We start from the raw sequence: 17,901 nt of genomic DNA, 5'->3' as shown, positions 1-17,901 counted from the left end.
GGCATCCGCCCGGCGCGAACGGCGCCCGATCCACCAGGGGGAGCACATGGCCATGCCGGAGACCGTCGCGCGCTCGGGTGGCTCGGATCCCGCGGGTCGCGCCAGCCGTGACGCCCCGACCCTGCGCGGTTCCGCCGAGGACGCTCGCCTCCGGGCCGTGCACGACCTGCGGCTCGTCGGATCCACCGCGGAGGAGCGCTTCGACCGCGTCACCCGCGTCGCGCGCGAGCTGTTCGGCGTGCCGGTGGCCGAGATCAACCTGGTCGACGACGCCGAGCAGTTCACGAAGTCGCCGCAGCCCGCGGGCGTCTCCCTGCTGTCGGACCGCACGCAGTCGTTCTGCGACATCGCGATCCGCTCGCCCGAGATCCTCGTGGTGCCGGACGCCACGCAGGACGCGCGCTTCGCCGAGCGCACCACCGTCACCGGCCCGCGCCACATCCGCTTCTACGCGGGACGGCCGCTCATCTCCGGCGGCCAGAGTGTCGGCACGCTCTGCCTCGTCGACACCGAGCCGCGCGAGTTCGCGCCCGACCAGGAGAAGCTGCTCGACGAGATGGGAGCCTGGGTCGAGCGCGAGCTCCGCGACAGCCGGGACGAGGAGATCGCGGGCGACATCCAGCGCCGGCTCCTCCCCGTCGACCGGCCGCTCTGGCCCGACTTCGACCTCGCCGGCATCAGCCGCCCGGCCCGTGGTGTGGGCGGCGACTTCTACGCCTGGGGCGAGGACGCCGACGGGCTGCACGTGACCATCGCCGACGTGATGGGCAAGGGCGCGGGCGCGGCGATCCTCGCGTCGGCCGTGCGCTCGGGCTTCCAGGCGCACCGGGGGCCGGACGCCGCGGGCACCGTCACCGCGGTGCAGGCGCAGCTCCAGGCCGACCTCGACGCGACCGAGACGTTCGCGACGTTCCTGCACTGCCGCGTCGACGGATCCACCGGCCGCTTCGCGTACGCCGACGGCGGCCACGGCCTCACGGTGGTGATCCGCGCGGACGGCTCGCACGAGATGCTGCCGGCGCTCGGCCTCCCGCTCGGCGTCGTGCCCGGCGCCTCCTGGTCGGCGCGAACCGGCGAGCTCCGACTCGGGGATCGCCTCCTCGCGTTCACCGACGGCGCGCTCGACCTCTTCGACGGATCCCTCGACTCGGTCGCCCCGCTCATCGACCTGGTGCGCACGGCCGCGGACGCCGCAGAGACGGTCGGCCGCATCGCGGACGCCGCTGCCGCCGCGGCATCGCGCGGCACGGTAGGCGACGACGTGTCCGCGGTGTGCGTGCGCTACGCGGGCGGCGCCTGAGCGCTGATCCTCGGCCCGGCCGTCAGGATCCCGTCGCCCCCAGCGGCTGCAGGCTCGGGTGGTCGCGCAGCGCGTCGAGGCCCTGGGTGCCGAGCACCGTGATCACGGCGGCGATGGGGGCGTCGACGCCGCGCAGGCGCAGCGGCTCGACGTCGGGGAACTGGCACACGAGCGCCCACTCGGCCACCTCGGGGTAGACGGCCGTCATGCCCGCGTACCAGAACGCGAGCCATCGGCCGCCGACCTGGCAGAGGAGGCGGCGGTCGGAGATCACGAGGCGCACGGGCTGCAGCTCGCGCCACCGCTCCGCGGCCTGCGCCTCGGCCGCGCTCCGCCGGGACGCGTTCCCGAGGGCAGCGACCGCCATCCCGCCGAGCACGAACGCGGGGCTCCCGACGAGGAACCCGCTCGAGCGGGTGTACGCGACGTCCTGCCCGTAGTACCGCTCGTAGTCCGCCTGCACGTCGTAGAGGAACACCTCGCCGGGCTCGGCGACGACGTCCCAGACGGGGATCCCGGGCGGGCGCTCCCCGCGCAGCAGCGATGCCCGGAGACGGCACGCCTCCGCCCAGCCCGCGGCGCTCCTGGCCGCGAGGTCCTCGGCGGCCGCCGCCTCGCGGGCCGGACGGGCGAGCTCGTGCCGGGCACCGCGGATCATGCCGGCCAGCACACGCGCGCCGCGGATCAGGGTCCGCACCGCCGCGACGCACAGGAGCAGGAGCACGAGCCCGGGGATGAGCGTCTCGGGCCGGGTGAGCACCGACGGATCCGCCACCGCGGTCAGGAGCGCGAGCAGCCCCATCCCGAGCACGAGCAGAGCGGGCCAGCAGAGCAGCAGGCGGAACCAGCCCGGCACCTCGCGCTTCACGACGGGGCTCCGGTCGGATCCGGCTCCGGCCGCGGCGCGCACGGCAGCGGCTCCCCGGCCTCGGTGGTGGCGGATGTGCGGGCGAACGGCCCGGTCGGGCCCATGAGGACGGCGAGGTGGTAGTCGGCGTGATCCCGCCACCAGACGCTCATCCCGGTCGCACCCTCCAGCCGCAGCGCCTCCCACGCGAGCCACAGCGCCTCGAGTCGCGCGACGGCCTCGGGGTGGCGCCACCACTCCGGATCCCACCGGCCATCGCCGCGCGGGCTCACCTCGCGGCGGTAGGTGGGCGCGAGGAAGTCGCGCACGAACCCGTCGACGTCGGCGAAGACCGGATCCGCGGATGCGGACGCTGCGGGCGCGTCGCCCCAGCCGAAGGCGTCCGTCACGACGCGGCCCCCGGCGTCGGTGCCGTCGCCGAGCCGGATGTCGCACGCGCGTCGGCCGCCGCGAGCGAGGCGCGGATGACGGCGGCCTCGGGTCCGTCCATCCACGGCACGGTCGCGATCATCGAGGCGCGCACCCCGGACGCGAGCAGCACGGCACGGCCGCGGGGCAGCTCGGCGAGCTCCGCGGTGTCGAGGATCCGGCGCCGGTCGTTCTGCACGCTCGTCGACCGCACCCCGCGCGTCGTCGAGCTGGAGACCGTCTCGTGGTCGTAGTCGCCGATGAGCTCGGACAGCTCCCGCAGCCACTCGGCCTCCTTCACGCCGCCGAGGTACACGACCTCGTTCGCGGCGCTGAACAGCTTGCGCATGCCCTCGCGGCCGAACACGTCCACGCCCTGCGCGTACGACTGGAAGATCGACATGACCGGGATCCCGCGCGAGCCGAGGTGCGAGTACAGGTCGGGCAGCTCCTTCCAGCGGCACACGTTCGCGGCCTCGTCGAGCACGCACACGAGCGGCGTCGCCAGGCGGCCGCCCGGCTGCGTGCGGGCGAGGCGCTCGGCGGCCTCGACGATGGCGACCGTGAGCGCCGTGACGAGCGGGGCGGCCGTGCCCTCGCCCTCCACGGAGAGGGAGTAGAGGGTGTCGGTGGAGCGGACGAAGGCGTCGGGGTCGAGCCGGGGGCGGGGATCCGCGGCCGCGTCGCCGCCGGCTGGGGTGATCCACCTGTTGATGCGGCTGCTGCGCACGCACGACGCCATCTTGCGGGCCGTCGCGTACACGCCGTCGCGCTGGCGGGGCGAGGTGCGCGAGGCGCTCTCGACGTCGTCCGCGATGAGCGGGTAGCCGCCGCGGCGGAGCACGGCCACCATCTCGCGCTCGTCCGGATCCGTGAGCCAGCCGAGCACGTCCGTGATGGGCCGGCGGTCGAGCGCGGCAGCGAGGAGGAGACCGGTGAGCAGGTCCTTGCCGGCGGCGTCGAAGAAGGCGTCGCCGCGGTCGTCGGGCTCGCGGGATCCGGCGGCGAAGTGCCCGGCGAGCTTCGCGGCGGAGGTGTCGTCGGTGACGGAGGAGAGCGGATCCCACCACCAGGTCGGCTCCTCGTCCACGACCTGCTGCGGGTCGAAGACCCACGCGGTGCCGACGCCGGCGCGCAGGTCGCGGGTGGCGTGCACGACGTCGGGCTTGTTCGACGTGGTGATGAGCGCGCCGGGCGCCGCGAGGATCGCCGGCACCACGAGCGAGGTGGTCTTGCCGACGCGGGGCCCGGCGATGCCGACGACCACGTCCTCCCACGACGCGTAGACCATGCCGCCGGAGCGGAGGTCGCGGCCGAGCCGCAGCCCGGGCCGACCCGGCACGCCGAGGCGCGCGGCCTTCGCGAGGGACGCCCGCTCGCGCAGCTCCTCGAGGTCGGACGCGGAGGCGAGGTAGCGGGCGCTGCGGTCGACGCGCGTGCGGCCGCGGCCGAGGCGGCGGACGGCACGCGCGACGGCGACCGCGAGCGCCGTGAGGAGCGCGGCGACCACCACGGCGAGCACGACCGCGAGCGGGGTCCACGCGACCTCGCCCTTCTTCAGCGCGATGGCGGCGGCGAGCGGATCCGCGGGCAGTGCCGCCCCCTCGCCCGTGAGCGCGTGCGCCGCGGCGAGCCCGGCCCACGCGGACGCGAGCAGGCCGGCGGCGATGCCGATCGCCCACGTCGCGATGATCGTGCCCGGGTTCGCGCGCCCCGGCTCGGCGCGGCGGTTGGTGCGGTCGGAGCTCATGCGGCGCCGGCCTCGACGGTCTCGCGCTCGGCGTCGAACCCGTCGACGGCCCCGGCCACGGCCGGCTCCGTCGGCCGCCCGGTCGCCTCGTCGGGCTCGGGGAACGACTCGGTCGCGTGCCACGCCTTGTTGGTGTCGTTGATGTGCCGCTCCTCCTCGGTGAGCTCCACGTGCACGGGGATCCCCGGGTGCCCGCCGACCTTGATGAGGAACCGCCCGCGTCCCGGCGGCTCCTGGTCGGGCGACCAGCCGGGCGGGTTCTGCCACGACATGACGAGGTCCTGCTCCGACCGCGACAGCGCCACCGCCTGCGTGAGCATCGACATCTCCGCGCGCGGCAGCCCGCCCGCGACGACCATGCCGGCGCGCTCGACGAAGCCGCGCGCCTTCATCCGGTCCTGCTCGTCGGCGAGCGCGAGCAGGTCGGACATGGTGTGCGTGATCATCGCGAGCCCCACACCGCGCTGCCGGTTGAGGCGCGTGAGCGAGTCGATGCGGTCGACGATGCCCTTGCCCACGCGGAGCGCGCGCCACAGCTCGTCCATCACGATCAGGTAGTGCCGCCGGGGCTGGAGGCCCGCGTCGGCGAGCGCGGTCGCGACGTTCACCGTGCCGAAGCCCTGCGACCAGCAGGCGAGGAGCACGGCGGCCTGCAGGTCGGTGTCCGACTCGTCGATGGACGACACGTCGTAGACCACCGGCCGGTCGTGCCGCATCGCCACGTCGGTCTGCTGCGCGAAGATCTCGCCGAGCCGGCCGCCGCGCGTGAGGCTGATGAGGCTGGCCTCGAGCCCGCGCGTGATCTCCTGGTAGCGCCCGAGGTCGCCCCGGTCCACCGCCACGTCGCGCACGGCGGGGTGGGCGTCCTGGATCACGCGCAGCAGGTCGGCGAGCACGGGGATGCCCGGGAACTCGTCGTCGAGCACGCGCAGGGCCGCGTCGATGATCGACTCCTCCACGTCGTCGGGCGCCTGCTTGCGGAGGATGGTGAGCAGCGACGAGACCATCGTGTTGCGCCGGCCGTGCGCGTCGGCGATGAGGCGCTGGCGCTCCTGCTCGAAGCCCGCGGCCCGCAGCTGCTCGGCCGCCTCGATCGCGCCGCCCGGATCCAGCACGTTGAGGTGCCCGCGACCGCGCCCGAGCGTGATGACCTGGCCGTCGAGCGCGTGCACCATGTCGACGTAGTCGGGCTTGAGGTCGCCGAGCACGAGCGGCAGGTAGCCCATGCCGTCTCCGCCCACGCACATGCGGCGGATGAGGGTGGACTTGCCGAGGCCGGGGAGGCCGAGGGCGAAGATCGACGGGTTGGAGATGATCCCGGACTGGAACCAGGAGATCGGGTCGGCGCAGACGGTGGCGCCCGTGTCGAGGTGCAGGCCGAGGGGCACGCCGCTGATGGGGCTGCTGGATCCGACCGCGTACGGCCACAGGCCGCACACCTGAACGGTGGTGCCGCGCCACTCCGGGGCGGGCTGCACGAGCACCGTCTCGCCGCGGGCGCGGCCGAGCCAGCCGCGCGGCGACGGGCGACGGTGGGACCGGGCGGCGGTGCGGAGGGCGCGACGCTCCTCCCGGGTCGGCCGCGGCACCTCGGGACGGGCCTCGGCCTCGGACGCCGTGCGGGCCGCCGAGGCGGCTGCCTTCCGGGTGCGGCGGGTGGCGACCTTGCGGGATCCCTGGTCAAGCGCGGGCACGGGCGCTCCTCTCGTGGCGGGCGGCAGGGGCGGACACGACCCGGCAGGCGGCGCGCGGGCGGCGGATCACAGCTGGTCCCGGATGTCGTGCGGGATGGCGAGGTGCCGCGGCAGCACCAGGCCGAGCGGCAGGCCGGCGGCGAACGCGGAGTCCTGCGAGCCGTGCACCACGCGGAGGCGGATGCGGGCCTGCGCGGAGAGGCTGTCGACGGCGGCGCGCGCGTCCTCGATGGTCGCGGGATCCTGCACGGTCGCGGTCACGACCATCCCGAAGTTCACGAGTCCCGCTCCGCCCGACTCCTCCGACTCGTTCGCGAACGCCGCGATGACGTCCTTGCGCGACCGGCCGGTGGGGTTCTTGGTGGACCCGACGAGGAACTCGGCGTCGCGTTTGTCGGCCTCGACGATGGCGGCGGCGCGCGCCGGGTCGATGGGCCGGTAGAGCATCGTCACGCGCTTGCGGGCGATGTGCCGGTGCGGCGCGAGCAGGCGCGACAGGATCGACTCGCCCACGTTGCCGCGCGGGGCCTGCGACATCATCCAGGACACCGAGAGCGCCGAGTCGTGCCGGTAGGAGTCCCATGCGGCCTGGTGCGCGGTCGGCCCGACCTCCGGCCAGTACAGCTCGGTGGCCTGCCCGGCGGAGTTCGCCTGGTCGATGAGGATCGCGGCGGCCGGGTCGTAGGCGATCCGCACCACCTCGCACAGGTCCTGCGCCGTGAGCGGCCGGGCGGCTCCCGCGCCGGTGGAGGACAGGCCCGAGGTGAGGCCGGGCAGCCGGTAGGCGAGCTCGCGGCCCATCTCCTCGGGGCTGCGTCGTGCCGCACCGGTGCGCGCGGCGCCCGCGAAGGTGATGGCGACGTACGCCTTGATGGTCGCGGCGCCCGCCGGGTAGGTGGCCACGATCTTGCGCAGCACGCTCTTGGAGAACGCGGACCCGCGGTCGTCGATGCGCCCGAGCACCTCGGACGCGAGCCGCGTGCCGGTGTCCGGCGCGGTCTCGAGCGTGACGGATGCGGCCACGAGGCCGGGCTCGTCGGCGAGCGCCTCGAGCCAGGAGCCCCACTCGGCCACCCAGATGTCGACCTGCTCCTGATCCACCAGCGCGGATCCGTCGGGCTCCGCCCCCAGCACGACCGTGAAGTCGTTGGTCGACGGCACCTCGATCAGCGCGAACGGCCGGCCGTAGGAGTCCTTCCACTCGGTGAGGCGGGATCCCGCGGCGAGGCCGGGCAGCTGCGCCGTGCCCCACTCCGCGAAGCCCAGCGGCCCCGAGCGGTAGAGGTGCGCGCCGCGGTTGCGGGCGAACAGCCAGCCCGCGCGGTTCATGATCCGGATCATCCCCGACTCCCCGTGCTTGTCCTTGACCGCGACCGCGGCGAGCACGCCGGCGAACACCGCCGCCGTGATCACCCCGGCGACGAGTCCCTTGTTGGTGGCGACGATGATGACCATCACGGCCCCGGCGAACCCGAACATCGTCGGGAACATGCCGAGCCCGCCGACGCCGCGGGTGCGCGGCTTCCGCCAGTTGCCGTACGTGCGCGCTGTGGCGCGGCCCTCGATGGCGCTCATGGATCCGTGTCCCTACCTGGCCCCCGAGGGGCCCTCTCCCGCGGCGTCCTCGACGGCGCCCCTGGTGGCGTGCGCGGCCTTCTTGGCGCCCTCGGCGAGCTTCGCGACGCCGAGCGCGGCGAGCCCGACGGGGCCCGCGACCGCGGCTCCCGCGGCGGCCGCACCGCCTGCGGCGCCGCCCGCTGCCGCGCCGCTCGCGCCGGCGCCGGCCTTCGCTCCGGCAGCTGCGCCCTTGGCGGCGGTGCCGCTGCGTGCGCCGGCGCTGGCGTTGGCTGCTCCGGAGGGACCGGAAGCGGATCCGCCGCCGCCGCCGCCGCCACCGCCGCCGTTCGACCTGGTCGCCATGGATCCGGCCTGCTTGATCGCCCCGGACGCCGCCTCGCCGGCCCCGCCCATCACCGCGCCGGCCACCGCAGCGCCCGACACCCCGCCCGCTGGCGCGACCATCGGCGCGATGAACCGCATGAGCGCGGGCAGCGCGATCAGCGCGATGAGCATGAGCGCGACCCCGGTGAGCACGGCCCAAATGCCCTGCCCGTCCTTCGCGAACAGGTCGGTGCCGATGAGGCGGAACGCGGCGGCGTAGACGAGGGCGGCTGCCGGCTTGTAGAGGATGAACGCGGTCAGCCATCCGAGCGACTTGCGGAACCACTGGTTCCCCGTCGGCGTGTTCGTGAAGCTCGCGGTGAGCGGCAGGATCCCGGCGAGGAGGACGAGCATCGCCGACCGGACGATCATCATGGCGATCTGCACGTACGAGATGAGGATCGCGATGAGGGCGAGGATCAGGACGCCGATCGTCCCCAAGGGCGACTGCGCGGTGAGCTGCATCATGAGCGCGATGTTGCTGCCGAAGCAGTTGCCGCCGACGTCCGCCACATCGCACTTGGTCGCCGCGTTCAGCACGCCGACCGCGAAGGCGTCACCGAGCCGGACGGCCAGCTGGATCACCGTGAGCCCGATGGTGGAGACCATCACGAGGGTGACCAGGGACCGGAGCAGCTCGCGGACCGGCTCCGCCCGCTGCGTCCACGCCAGCCGGATCCCCGCGAGGATCACCGACCCGACCGCCATCGCGAGGACGACGAACCACGTCGAGTTCTGCAAGAAACCCACGGCTGTGGTGGATCCGTCCGGAGCCGTCTTCGGAATGACCCAGGCGACCAGGGATGACGCGCTGGTGATGAGGAAGACGCCGCCGAGCACCAGCCCGAGCCGCCCGAGGGCGTCCATGCCCGTCTCCGAGGATCGGGCGCGCATGTAGAGGATCGCGAACCCGATGATCGAGAGGACGGCCACGACGAGCCCGATCCACGCGACGTACCCGAGCAGCGTGTCGAAGTCGCCCGTGACGGTCGAGTTCGGCTCGTAGCCGACGGTCGAGCCCTCGCCCTTCGTGAACTGCGGCCCCGGTATGTAGACCCACATGGTGCCGAGGGATGCGACGACCTTGCCGAAGGTCTCGAGCGCGGCGTCCATCAGCTGTTCGAGCGTGTTCTTCGCGCCTTGCTCGATGGCCGATGCGATCGCATCGGTCCCGCAGCCCACCAGATCGCCGAACCCGCAGGACATGTCAGGCCCCGGCCCACGGGATGTAGCCGCCCAGGCTCTGGATCTGCGAGGGGTCGAGCGGGAGCGTGCCGTCGTCGGCGAGCTCGATCTTCCAGTCGCCGTCCTCCCACCGCATGACGATCGGGAAGCTGACGAGGGCGCCGCCCTTGCTCGTGATCGCGGTGGCCACGTCGACGGTCGCCTCGGAGCCCGAATACGCCGAGATCTTGAAGCCGGCGACCTGGAGACGTCCGTCCGAGGACGAGCTGGGGGAAGCGAGCGACTTGGCTGCTGCCGCTTTGCCAGGACCTTGGGCGGCAAGGTCGGCGATGCGCGTCCTCAGTCGTCCGTCGGTCGACTGCCCCATGTAGTTGACGACCGCGTACAGGGCGCCCTTTGCGGTATGCGCGTAGCACGTGCGCAGCCCGCCCGAGTCGGTCCGGCCCGGGCCCGCGCCCTGAGGGTCGTCCGGCACAGCGACCGTGCCGACGAGCTTCCACGTCGTCGCGGGAGCGGTGTCGAGCGAACTCGTCTCCTCGTACCCCGGGAGGCCGCACACGGAAGCGGCGCCCTCCGGCAGCGCGGACGCACTCGGCGACGCGGGCGTCTCCGGCTCCGCGGCAGCGGTCGTATCGCTCCTCGGCGCCGCGGCGGGAGTCCCGCCGCCCGAGAACGCGCCCGTCGCCGCCGCGATGCCACCGGCCACGAGGACGAGGGCGAGGAAGGCCGCGATGGCGATCCAGAGCGGGCGCTTGTGGAAGGGCGTGGCGGGGGTGCTCATGAGGATCCTCTCGGGAGGGCGGGAAGGGGCTGCTGGACTTTCGTGGTGAGGGGCATCTCGCTGATGTGGTCGGCCACGGCGTCACACCCCCGCGAACGGGATGTAGCCCCCGAGGCTCGTGAGCGAGGACGGCTTGATGGGCGGACCGTCCTTGCCGAACACGATCTTCCAGTCGCCGTGCTCCCAGCGGAGGACGACCGGCATGCTGATCAGCTGCGGCTGGTTGCCTGAGTAGGAGAGCGCAAGATCGACAGTGGCTTCATCTGCGGAGTACCGGTCGACCTTGAACCCGGAGACCTGCGCGCCGGAGTCGCCCGACGAGTCCTGCGCCTCCCTGGTCGAGCCGACCGACTGCGCCACGTCCCGGGCATCTCCTTCCGCCAGGAGTTCGTAGAGGCGAGGGAAGTTGCGCGAGTCGGTGCCGACGGCGAGGAAGTTGATGCTCGCGAAGAGGGCGCCGGCCGCCGTGTGCGCGAAGCAGGTGGTGAACCTGCCGTCGTCCTCGACCTTCCCGGGCCCCGTCGTGGTGGCGTCCTGGGGGACCGCGGTGTTGCCGATGATCACCCAATGCGCCTGCGGAGCGGTGGCGAGCGAGCTCGTCTCCTCGTATCCCGGGAGGCCGCACACGGAGGCGGTGCCGTCCGGGAGCGCGGGTGCGCTCGTCGAGGTGCCTGCCTCTGTTGCAGCGGCCGCGTCGCCCGTCGGCGCCGCGACCGGCGCCCCGCCGCCCGAGAACGCGCCCGTCGCCACCGCGATGCCGCCGCCCACCAGGATCAGCGCGAGGAGCGCGGCGATCGCGATCAGGAGCGTGCGCGTGCGGGCGGGCGTGGCGGGGGTGCTCAACGGGATCCTCTCGGGGAGCGGGCGGCGGGGAAGCGGGAGGTCGCGCTACGCGATCACGAAGCTCACGAGCGACGCGGCGCCCAGCCCGAGGAAGAGGCCGAAGCCGATCTTGATGAGGCGCTCCTGGATCTCGCCGCCCTCGTGCCGGTTGTTGCGGAAGAGCATCGCGCCGGTGGCGATGAGGGAGAGCACCGCGAGGGGCAGGAGCACCCACTTGGCGATGCCGATGATGCGGCCGAACTTCTCGGTCCAGTCGTCGGGGGCCGAGGCCTGGCCGTCGGGCACGTCGATGGCGACGGTGTCCATGGCGTGGTGGATGTGCGCCGACGCCTGGTGGACGGCGTCGAGCGCGAGGAGCGTGGGGGACATGCGGGGGACCTCTCGTGGAAGGGGGGGGGATCAGCGGGGGGAAGCGGTGAGCTGCAGGTCGGCGAGGAGCCGCTGGTGCTCGCGGCCCATGTCGGCGGGATCCGCGGGGCCGAGGCGCCACGCGTCGATCCACGGCAGCGTCCACGCGCGCGGGTAGCCGCCGGCGACGAGCTGCTCGAGCTGGCGGAGCTCCTTGGGGCGGCGGCCCGGCGCATCCGCGACGAGCACGAGGCCGACGAGGTCGACGAGGCCGGCGACCTGGCCCGAGGCCCACTCGCGGGCGACGCGCTGCGCCGCGAGGAGGCCGGAGTGGTCGGTGCGGGCGACCACGACCACGCGCGAGGTGGGCGATCCGGCGACAGGCGCGGGCCAGGCGCGGCCGGCGGCGCGGGATCCGGGAGCGAGGCGCGCGAGTGTCGTCTCGCCAGCACCGCCGTGGGCGCCGACCCACCAGAGCTCGGCGGTCCCGTCCGCGCGGCGGACGGGCAGGCGGTCGGCCGCTGCGGGCGCGGCGACGGTGGCCGGCTGGGGTGCGCGGGGTCCGCGGAGGCGCTCGCGGCGGGTGAGGGGAGGGGTGTCGGATGCGGGTGCGTCGACGACCGCGGGCGCGCCGACCACCCATGGATTGCCGCTGTCGCTCATGCCCTGCCCATCCCACCCGAAGGGTCTCGTGCTCGCCTCACGCGTGATCCACCGGGCGGGGGATGTCGACAGGACGCTGCACGGTGATGCTGTCAAAGTGCTTGCGCAGGCGCAAGTGCTTGATCCTGCTCGCATTTTCCAAGAGACTGTCTCGCCGTCGTCGATCCTGGCGGGCACGACCGCTCGCGCGGGCCGGCTCTCCACACGGGACGCCCGGCGTCTCGTCCCGAACGATCCGCACGACGCCCCCTTCACCGAGAGCCGCAGATGACCGACGCCCCGACCGTGCCCGCCTTCCCCCGCATCGACGCCACCATCACGCCCACGGCCGACGGCCGGGCCACCGGGGTCCTCACCGTCAACGGCGTCGCGACGCCGTTCGCGGAGGCGGCGGAGGACGAGATCCGCCGCGGCATCCTGATGAGCGTGCGCGGCACGGCGCTGCAGATGCAGCGGGCGGTGCGCCTCACCACGCGCGACCGCTTCGGATCCCAGGCGCTCGCCGTGGCTCCCGACGGGCTCATCGAGGCGCTGAGCGAGCTCGACCGGGCGGACGCGATCGCGGCACCCGCTGCCGTCGACCCCGCGCCGGCTGTCCCTGCTCCTGTCTCGGCCGCGGCCCCGATGACCGCGGGCGGGCCTGCGTCCGCGTCGGCTTCATCCGCATCGGCTGCGACCGCGCCGGCTGCGACCGCGCAGGCCGCGAGCGCGCATCCCTTCGCACCCGCGGATCCGCCGCTCACCCGCCGCGCCGCCCGTCAGTCCTTCCTCACGCGCGAGGAGGTGGAGGAGCCGGCGTCGCAGGGCATGCGTGGCGCGCTGACCCGCGTCGGGATCCGCATGTCGCCGTCCGAGGCCGAGCGCCGCGAGCGCGAGTGGACCCGCCTCGTCAGCCAGCACTGGCCAGGGCCCCGCACGGTCGCGGTCGTCAACGGCAAGGGCGGGGTCGGCAAGACCATGACCACCATCTGCCTGTCGTCCGTCTTCGCGCGGCACGGCGGCGCGGGCGTGCTCGCCTGGGACAACAACCAGACGCGCGGCACCCTCGGCTGGAGCACCGAGCAGGGCCCGCACGACGCGAGCATCCTCGACCTCCTGCCGCAGGTCGACCGGCTCCTCGGCACCGGCGCGCAGTCCGCCGACCTCGCCCACTTCGTCCACCACCAGACCCGCGACCGCTACGACGTGCTCCGCTCGAAGCCCGAGGTGCTCGCCACGCAGCAGCGCTTCGACGACACCACGGTGGATCTCATCCACGCGGTCGCCGCGAAGTTCTACCGGCTGGTGCTCATCGACTCGGGCAACGACGAGACCGACCCGATGTGGCTGCGCGCCATCGAGCGCGCCGACCAGATCGTGGTGCCGACCATCGGCGAGGCCAAGGCGGCGGAGTCGGCGGCCCTGCTGATCGAGGGGCTCGCCGAGCGCGGCGGCCACTTCGCGGAGCTCGCCGAGCGCGCGGTCGTGGTGGTCAGCGCGCACAAGCACGACCTGCGCGAGGCGGAGGTCGACAAGATCGCCACGGGCTTCGGATCCCTCGCCCGCGACGTCGTGACCATCCCGTACGACCCCGCCCTCGGCGCGGACGTCCTCAACTACGGGGCCCTCCGCGCGCAGACGCAGCGGGCCTGGCTCTCCGCGGGCGCCGCCGTGGCGCGCGGCCTCTGATGCGCGCCGCCGCCGTGGGCATCCGCGTCGCGCGCGCCGCGGGTGCCGTTGCGCTCGCCGCCGCCCTCGCGCTCTCGGCGGCCGGCTGCGCGAGCGTCACGGTGCACGGCGACGCGCCGGGGGATCCGGGCACGACGCCCGCGGCGTCCCCGGCCGACTCGATGCCGGGCGCGAACGACGCCGGCACCTCCTCCCCGGGCGCGACGGACGACGACGGCGCCGCCCAGCCCGAGCCGGTGGCGGACGCCGCCTCGCAGGCGGCGGCGCTCGCCGCGGCAGACGAGGTCATGCGCACCTACGCGCAGCCCGGGATCGCCGAGGCCGAGTGGGAGCGGCAGATGACGCCGCTCCTGTCGCAGCAGGGGGCGGTGGCGTTCGTGCCCACGATCCCCTCGAAGCTCACGGCACACGCGGTCACGGGCACCGGCACGGTGATGCCCGCGCCCACCGCGTACGCGCTCATCGTGCGCGTGCCCACGGACGACGGCGACTACGACGTGGCCCTCATCCGCTCGTCGACCACGGCTCCGTGGTCGGCGGACGAGATCCAGGCCGTCCGCGACAAGTGAACGGCGCCGGGAAGGGGGTACTGATCCTCATCGGCACGCCCGCGGCGCTGATGGGGATGATCGTCTTCCTGGTGCTCTTCGGCTTCGGCGGCGACGACGCGTCGGCGTGCACGACGCAGGGCGCGGCGTCCTCGTCGACCGGGCCGCGCACGCCCGTGGACGGCTACTCGGGGGACCAGCTCGACAACGCCGCCGCGATCATGGACGCCGCCGCCGGCCTCGGCCTGTCCCGGCAGGCGCAGGTGCTCGGGGTCATGGCCGCGATGGGCGAGTCGTCGCTCCGCGCCATCGACTACGGGGACAACGCGGTGAACCCCGACGGCTCCATCGCCGACTCGATCGGGCTCTTCCAGCAGCAGTCGTCGTGGGGCACGGTGCAGGAGCGCATGGATCCGACGTCGAGCGCGAAGCTGTTCCTCACCCGGCTGCGGACCGTGGAGGGGTGGGAGACGCTCGAGCCGACGCTCGCCATCCACGAGGTGCAGATCAACAAGGATCCGTACCACTACCGGCAGTTCCAGCAGCCGGCCGAGGACGTGGTCGCCCAGCTGTCAGGCGCATCCGCCGCCGCGCCGGCCGCGACCCCCGCCGCGACCGGCACGCCGGATCCCTCCGCCACGCCCGCGCCCGTCGGCGGCTGCTCGGCAGGCGGCACCGTGCTCCCGCTGAAGGCCCCCTTCGACCAGACCTCCGGCTACGGCCCGCGCGTGAGCCCGACCGCGGGCGCCTCGTCCTGGCACCCGGCGAACGACTACCAGACGCGGGAGACGGGGACGTCCTCCGGGCGGAGCGGCTACTCGTGCGGCTCGCCCGTGCTCGCCGCGCAGGCCGGCAGCGTGACCACCGCGGGCGGCTACACGGTGTCGATCCGGTCGGCCGCGGGCTACACGATCAGCTACCTGCACATGTACGAGCCGGACATGGAGGTCCACGTCGGGGACACCGTGACCCCCGGCCAGGAGATCGGCAAGGTCGGGTCGAACGGCCCGTCGACGGGGTGCCACCTCGACATCCGCATCGACGTCGCCGGATCCACCGACCCGCGCGTCAGCGGCCTGCCGCAGTCGCAGACGCAGGGGGCGCCGGTGAGCGGCTACGTGGATCCCGAGAGGTTCTTCGCCGCGTTCGGCGTGACGCTCTGCGGCGGGGAGTGCCGGCATGCGTCCGCGTGAGACGGGCGGGGTTGCGATGCACGGGGGTCCTCCGGCCATAATTGCTCAGGCGGGTAAATTCGAGCATCCCGCGCCAGATCCGACCGGAGCAGCATCCGCCCATGGCAGACGACGACACCTGGGACGCCCTGCCGGCGACCCTGCGTTCGGCGGATCTGCAGCGGATCCTGCAGATCGGGCAGACGACCGTGAGCCTCTGGTTCGCGAAGGGCATCATCCCCGGCTACCGCATCTCGCACTCCTGGATCGCGTTCCGCTCCGAGGTGCGCGAGTGGCTCGAGTCGACCTCGACCGTGCCGGTGCCGCCGCACGAGCCGTACCCGCATCCGCTCGACGCCTACCCCGACCACCTCACGCACCGCGACCTGATGGAGCTGTTCCAGAAGAGCCGGCCGGCGATCCTCGGCTGGCTGCGCGACGGCGTGATCCCGGCCATGCGCCCCGGAGGCCGCTGGCTGATCGAGAAGGCGGCGATCCGCCGGCTGCTCGAGGAGACGAGCAACCAGCGGGTGGACTTCGTGCCGAAGGGCGATCGCGCGGCGAGCTGACGGGCGCGGTGCGCGGGGGCGGCAGGCGGGTCGCCGCCTGCCCTAGCCTGGCTGCTTCCCGCAGTCGGGTCCGCTCGGCCGCTCGGCCGTGCGCGGGGGCCGTTCGCGGCCCCGGTTCCCCAGAGGCGCTTTTTCGGTGATGTGGTCAAGGAGGTCGTGATGGGTCTGTTCGATGCGCCGGTGGAGGTGCGCCCGGCGGAGCGTGCGTTGCGCGTGCTGCGGCTGGTGGAGCTGGATTACCTGCGGGAGGTGCGTCGGCTCCTGGATTCCGGGTACGACGCGGCGAAGCTGGTCCAGGATCTGGCGGTGTCCCAGCCTGCTGATCTGGATCGCATCGCTGCGGCCCGGGAGGTGCCGGTGCTGGTCGCGGGGTTCTCGGGGGCGACGCCGTATGAGATCTGCGAGCGGTATTCGGTGGGGATGCTGGATCGCGATCGGCTCGTGGATGAGCTGGTGCGGTTCCCGTACGTGCCCATGGACGAGCCGGATGGATACGACAACCTCGTGGTCAACCCGCCGGGGACGTGGGCGGAGGTCGAGAGAGCGAGTCGGAACGGGCTGATCGACATGGACGTCTATCGCGAGGTGTTCGACCGGCGTCATCAGCGTCGTGTCTGAAGGCGTGTCGTCCGACCACCTCGAGGGTCTGCGTCAGCTCTCCGTTGCCGGTGGCCCTCTGGGGTTGGACGCCGAGACCGCCACGAAGAGCAACCCCGCCTGGTACGTGGACGGCGAGCGCACCGAAGCGCGCAAGCTCCTCCACGACCGTCTGCTGAGTGATGCGGTCAAGGAGGTCCCGGAGCTGGGCGCTGAGCGTCGTGCGGTCGTGCTGGCGGGGCCTCCGGGTGCAGGGAAGACGTCGACGCGGGAGCGGGCGCTGGGTGATGTGTCCAAGGACTTCCTGGTCGTCGACGCGGACGAGTTCAAGGCGCGGTTGCTGAGGGAGGCGATAGCGGATGGCAGCTATGAGTCGTGGATGAAGCCCGCCGCCGTGCGGGAGCGCGAGGCGGCGGGCGAGCGCTTCCATCCGATGGAGCTGTCGTCCTTGGTCCATGCGGAGTCCTCGGATCTCGCGGACGCGCTGCGGCAGGATGCGATCGCAGCGAGGAAGAACATCGTGATCGACACGGTCCTGAGCTCGGACACGAAGGCGCGCCAGATCATGGGCGAGCTGGAGCGGGCGGGGTATGACGTGCAGGTCGTGGATGTGGAGGTGCCGCGGGAGGTGTCGGAGGAGCGGATCCGGCAGCGGTGGCGGGAGGGCAACGAGCGCGCGGAGAAGGGCGAGGGGCTCGGGGGCCGGTGGGTGCCGAGCGAGTTCGGGGCGTGGGTGTACGGGGATCCGGGCGGACGGTCGCGGCCGGAGGCGAACGCGCGGATGGTGGCGGAGGAGTCGCCTGCGGTGTCGCGGTACCGCGTGTATCGGACGACGGCGGAGCAGGCCGAGGTGAAGGCGCCGCCGGTCCTGGAGACCGACATGTCGCGGGCGACGCGGGGTGGACCGCTGGTTCCGACGCGGCCCGCGGAGGCGGAGGCGCCGCGCGCGAGGCCGCTGCCGGGGATCGCGCGCGCAGGTCGGACGACGGCAGGGCGCACGGGACCCGCGCGCGTGGACCGCGGGCGCTAGGCCGGCGGGTCCAGTCGGTCCGTCGCCCGCGCGTACTCGGATCCCGAGCGCGTCCGGAGCACGAGTCCCGCGTCCACGAGGTGGCGGCGGAGGAGCGCGTGGTCGTCGGTGAGGCGGAGGAGGCGGTCCGTGAGGGCCTTCTCGTCGAGCACTTCGTCGGGCTCGAGCACCTGGGCGACGACGTGCCGCAGCAGGTCGTCGAGGTCGGCGGGGCTCGCGGGCCACTGGGCGATGCGGCCGTCGCGGAGGAAGCGCTCGACGCCCTGGGCGGGCGGCGTCGCGGGCTGCTGGGCGAGGATCGCGCGGAAGACGGCGTCGGGCGCGGCCGCGGTGCCGTCGGCGGCGATCGCGACGAGGCCGGATCCGGTGAGCGCCGCTCGGGCCTTCCGCGCGCGGGCGGGGGAGAGGTGGGCGAGGGCGTCGTCGAGGCCGGATCCGAGCACGACGCGCGCGTACGCGGCCCGCATCTCGGCGTCGGCGAGCACCGCGGCGAGGCGGCGCGGGTCGATGTGGTCCATGCCCCCATCCTGCCCGGC

18 protein-coding genes are annotated in these 17,901 nt (G+C 73.8%); 7 read left to right on the top strand and 11 right to left on the bottom strand.

Features of this window, described 5'->3' with window-relative positions:
* The first annotated feature begins 46 nt into the window (after window positions 1-46).
* Window positions 47-1,300, top strand: coding sequence for a PP2C family protein-serine/threonine phosphatase (locus KYT88_RS14155; RefSeq protein WP_051629230.1), 1,254 nt, complete (start codon window positions 47-49; stop codon window positions 1,298-1,300).
* A gap of 22 nt (window positions 1,301-1,322) precedes the next feature.
* Here KYT88_RS14155 and KYT88_RS14150 read toward each other — a convergent pair whose 3' ends face one another.
* The 10 genes from KYT88_RS14150 to KYT88_RS14105 form a co-directional block, all read right to left on the bottom strand.
* Entirely contained in the window at window positions 1,323-2,210 is an 888-nt protein-coding gene (locus tag KYT88_RS14150; protein WP_237583695.1) for a hypothetical protein, read from the bottom strand.
* Window positions 2,165-2,557, bottom strand: a complete 393-nt coding sequence (locus tag KYT88_RS14145; protein WP_043584245.1) for a DUF4913 domain-containing protein — start codon at window positions 2,555-2,557, stop codon at window positions 2,165-2,167. The genes KYT88_RS14150 and KYT88_RS14145 overlap by 46 nt, the downstream gene beginning before the upstream one ends.
* A complete protein-coding gene (locus KYT88_RS14140) occupies window positions 2,554-4,326 on the bottom strand; it encodes a type IV secretory system conjugative DNA transfer family protein (RefSeq protein ID WP_043584036.1) in 1,773 nt (590 codons plus the stop codon). The genes KYT88_RS14145 and KYT88_RS14140 overlap by 4 nt, the downstream gene beginning before the upstream one ends.
* Window positions 4,323-6,020, bottom strand: a complete 1,698-nt coding sequence (locus KYT88_RS14135; protein ID WP_043584038.1) for a putative type IV secretion/conjugal transfer ATPase — start codon at window positions 6,018-6,020, stop codon at window positions 4,323-4,325. Before KYT88_RS14135 ends, KYT88_RS14140 begins: the two co-directional genes overlap by 4 nt.
* 66 nt (window positions 6,021-6,086) lie before the next feature.
* Window positions 6,087-7,595 carry an SCO6880 family protein gene (locus KYT88_RS14130; RefSeq protein WP_119374257.1) on the bottom strand — a complete coding sequence of 503 codons (1,509 nt, stop codon included), beginning with the start codon at window positions 7,593-7,595 and terminating at the stop codon, window positions 6,087-6,089.
* Window positions 7,596-7,607: 12 nt separating this feature from the next.
* On the bottom strand, window positions 7,608-9,167 hold the full coding sequence (locus KYT88_RS14125; RefSeq protein ID WP_237583694.1) for a TrbL/VirB6 family protein: 1,560 nt from the start codon (window positions 9,165-9,167) through the stop codon (window positions 7,608-7,610).
* A 1-nt stretch (window position 9,168) separates the two neighbouring features.
* Window positions 9,169-9,927 (bottom strand): DUF8175 domain-containg protein, encoded by a 759-nt coding sequence (locus tag KYT88_RS14120; protein ID WP_043584040.1) that lies wholly within the window; start codon window positions 9,925-9,927, stop codon window positions 9,169-9,171.
* 81 nt (window positions 9,928-10,008) lie between these two features.
* Window positions 10,009-10,770, bottom strand: coding sequence for a DUF8175 domain-containg protein (locus KYT88_RS14115; RefSeq protein ID WP_043584042.1), 762 nt, complete (start codon window positions 10,768-10,770; stop codon window positions 10,009-10,011).
* 45 nt (window positions 10,771-10,815) lie between these two features.
* Window positions 10,816-11,139: a hypothetical protein gene (locus tag KYT88_RS14110; RefSeq protein ID WP_043584044.1), complete on the bottom strand. Its 324-nt coding sequence runs from the start codon at window positions 11,137-11,139 to the stop codon at window positions 10,816-10,818.
* A 30-nt stretch (window positions 11,140-11,169) separates the two neighbouring features.
* Window positions 11,170-11,781 (bottom strand): DUF6668 family protein, encoded by a 612-nt coding sequence (locus tag KYT88_RS14105; RefSeq protein ID WP_043584047.1) that lies wholly within the window; start codon window positions 11,779-11,781, stop codon window positions 11,170-11,172.
* A 267-nt stretch (window positions 11,782-12,048) separates the two neighbouring features.
* Between KYT88_RS14105 and KYT88_RS14100 the strand changes: the two genes are divergently transcribed.
* The 6 genes from KYT88_RS14100 (at window position 12,049) to KYT88_RS14075 (ending at window position 17,365) form a co-directional block, all read left to right on the top strand.
* Window positions 12,049-13,449, top strand: a complete 1,401-nt coding sequence (locus tag KYT88_RS14100) for a MinD/ParA family ATP-binding protein (protein ID WP_043584049.1) — start codon at window positions 12,049-12,051, stop codon at window positions 13,447-13,449.
* Entirely contained in the window at window positions 13,449-14,018 is a 570-nt protein-coding gene (locus tag KYT88_RS14095; protein WP_237583693.1) for a hypothetical protein, read from the top strand. The genes KYT88_RS14100 and KYT88_RS14095 overlap by 1 nt, the downstream gene beginning before the upstream one ends.
* Window positions 14,015-15,190, top strand: a complete 1,176-nt coding sequence (locus tag KYT88_RS14090; protein WP_043584051.1) for a M23 family metallopeptidase — start codon at window positions 14,015-14,017, stop codon at window positions 15,188-15,190. Before KYT88_RS14095 ends, KYT88_RS14090 begins: the two co-directional genes overlap by 4 nt.
* Before the next feature lie 101 nt (window positions 15,191-15,291).
* Window positions 15,292-15,738 (top strand): helix-turn-helix domain-containing protein, encoded by a 447-nt coding sequence (locus KYT88_RS14085; RefSeq protein WP_051629233.1) that lies wholly within the window; start codon window positions 15,292-15,294, stop codon window positions 15,736-15,738.
* A 159-nt stretch (window positions 15,739-15,897) separates the two neighbouring features.
* Window positions 15,898-16,356 carry a hypothetical protein gene (locus tag KYT88_RS14080; protein WP_043584055.1) on the top strand — a complete coding sequence of 153 codons (459 nt, stop codon included), beginning with the start codon at window positions 15,898-15,900 and terminating at the stop codon, window positions 16,354-16,356.
* A 64-nt stretch (window positions 16,357-16,420) separates the two neighbouring features.
* Window positions 16,421-17,365 carry a zeta toxin family protein gene (locus tag KYT88_RS14075; protein ID WP_237583692.1) on the top strand — a complete coding sequence of 315 codons (945 nt, stop codon included), beginning with the start codon at window positions 16,421-16,423 and terminating at the stop codon, window positions 17,363-17,365.
* Here the strand turns inward: KYT88_RS14075 and KYT88_RS14070 are convergent.
* Entirely contained in the window at window positions 17,362-17,883 is a 522-nt protein-coding gene (locus tag KYT88_RS14070; protein ID WP_043584059.1) for a DUF2087 domain-containing protein, read from the bottom strand. The two genes, KYT88_RS14075 and KYT88_RS14070, sit on opposite strands and share 4 nt — an antisense overlap.
* Window positions 17,884-17,901 lie beyond the last annotated feature (18 nt).

It is taken from the genome of Clavibacter sp. A6099, assembly GCF_021919125.1.
GTDB classification, from domain to species: Bacteria; Actinomycetota; Actinomycetes; order Actinomycetales; family Microbacteriaceae; genus Clavibacter; species Clavibacter seminis.
The sequence above is the reverse complement of the archived record's forward strand: the minus strand, read 5'-3'. Positions and strand labels throughout refer to the sequence as shown.

What these genes read in the sequence shown, in the direction of transcription:
- KYT88_RS14155 (WP_051629230.1), top strand. Translation starts at nt 47, where the DNA reads ATGGCCATGCCGGAGACCGTCGCGCGCTCGGGTGGCTCGGATCCCGCG.
- KYT88_RS14140 (WP_043584036.1), bottom strand. Translation starts at nt 4,326, where the DNA reads ATGAGCTCCGACCGCACCAACCGCCGCGCCGAGCCGGGGCGCGCGAAC.
- KYT88_RS14130 (WP_119374257.1), bottom strand. Translation starts at nt 7,595, where the DNA reads ATGAGCGCCATCGAGGGCCGCGCCACAGCGCGCACGTACGGCAACTGG.
- KYT88_RS14125 (WP_237583694.1), bottom strand. Translation starts at nt 9,167, where the DNA reads ATGTCCTGCGGGTTCGGCGATCTGGTGGGCTGCGGGACCGATGCGATC.
- KYT88_RS14120 (WP_043584040.1), bottom strand. Translation starts at nt 9,927, where the DNA reads ATGAGCACCCCCGCCACGCCCTTCCACAAGCGCCCGCTCTGGATCGCC.
- KYT88_RS14110 (WP_043584044.1), bottom strand. Translation starts at nt 11,139, where the DNA reads ATGTCCCCCACGCTCCTCGCGCTCGACGCCGTCCACCAGGCGTCGGCG.
- KYT88_RS14105 (WP_043584047.1), bottom strand. Translation starts at nt 11,781, where the DNA reads ATGAGCGACAGCGGCAATCCATGGGTGGTCGGCGCGCCCGCGGTCGTC.
- KYT88_RS14100 (WP_043584049.1), top strand. Translation starts at nt 12,049, where the DNA reads ATGACCGACGCCCCGACCGTGCCCGCCTTCCCCCGCATCGACGCCACC.
- KYT88_RS14095 (WP_237583693.1), top strand. Translation starts at nt 13,449, where the DNA reads ATGCGCGCCGCCGCCGTGGGCATCCGCGTCGCGCGCGCCGCGGGTGCC.
- KYT88_RS14085 (WP_051629233.1), top strand. Translation starts at nt 15,292, where the DNA reads ATGGCAGACGACGACACCTGGGACGCCCTGCCGGCGACCCTGCGTTCG.
- KYT88_RS14080 (WP_043584055.1), top strand. Translation starts at nt 15,898, where the DNA reads ATGGGTCTGTTCGATGCGCCGGTGGAGGTGCGCCCGGCGGAGCGTGCG.
- KYT88_RS14070 (WP_043584059.1), bottom strand. Translation starts at nt 17,883, where the DNA reads ATGGACCACATCGACCCGCGCCGCCTCGCCGCGGTGCTCGCCGACGCC.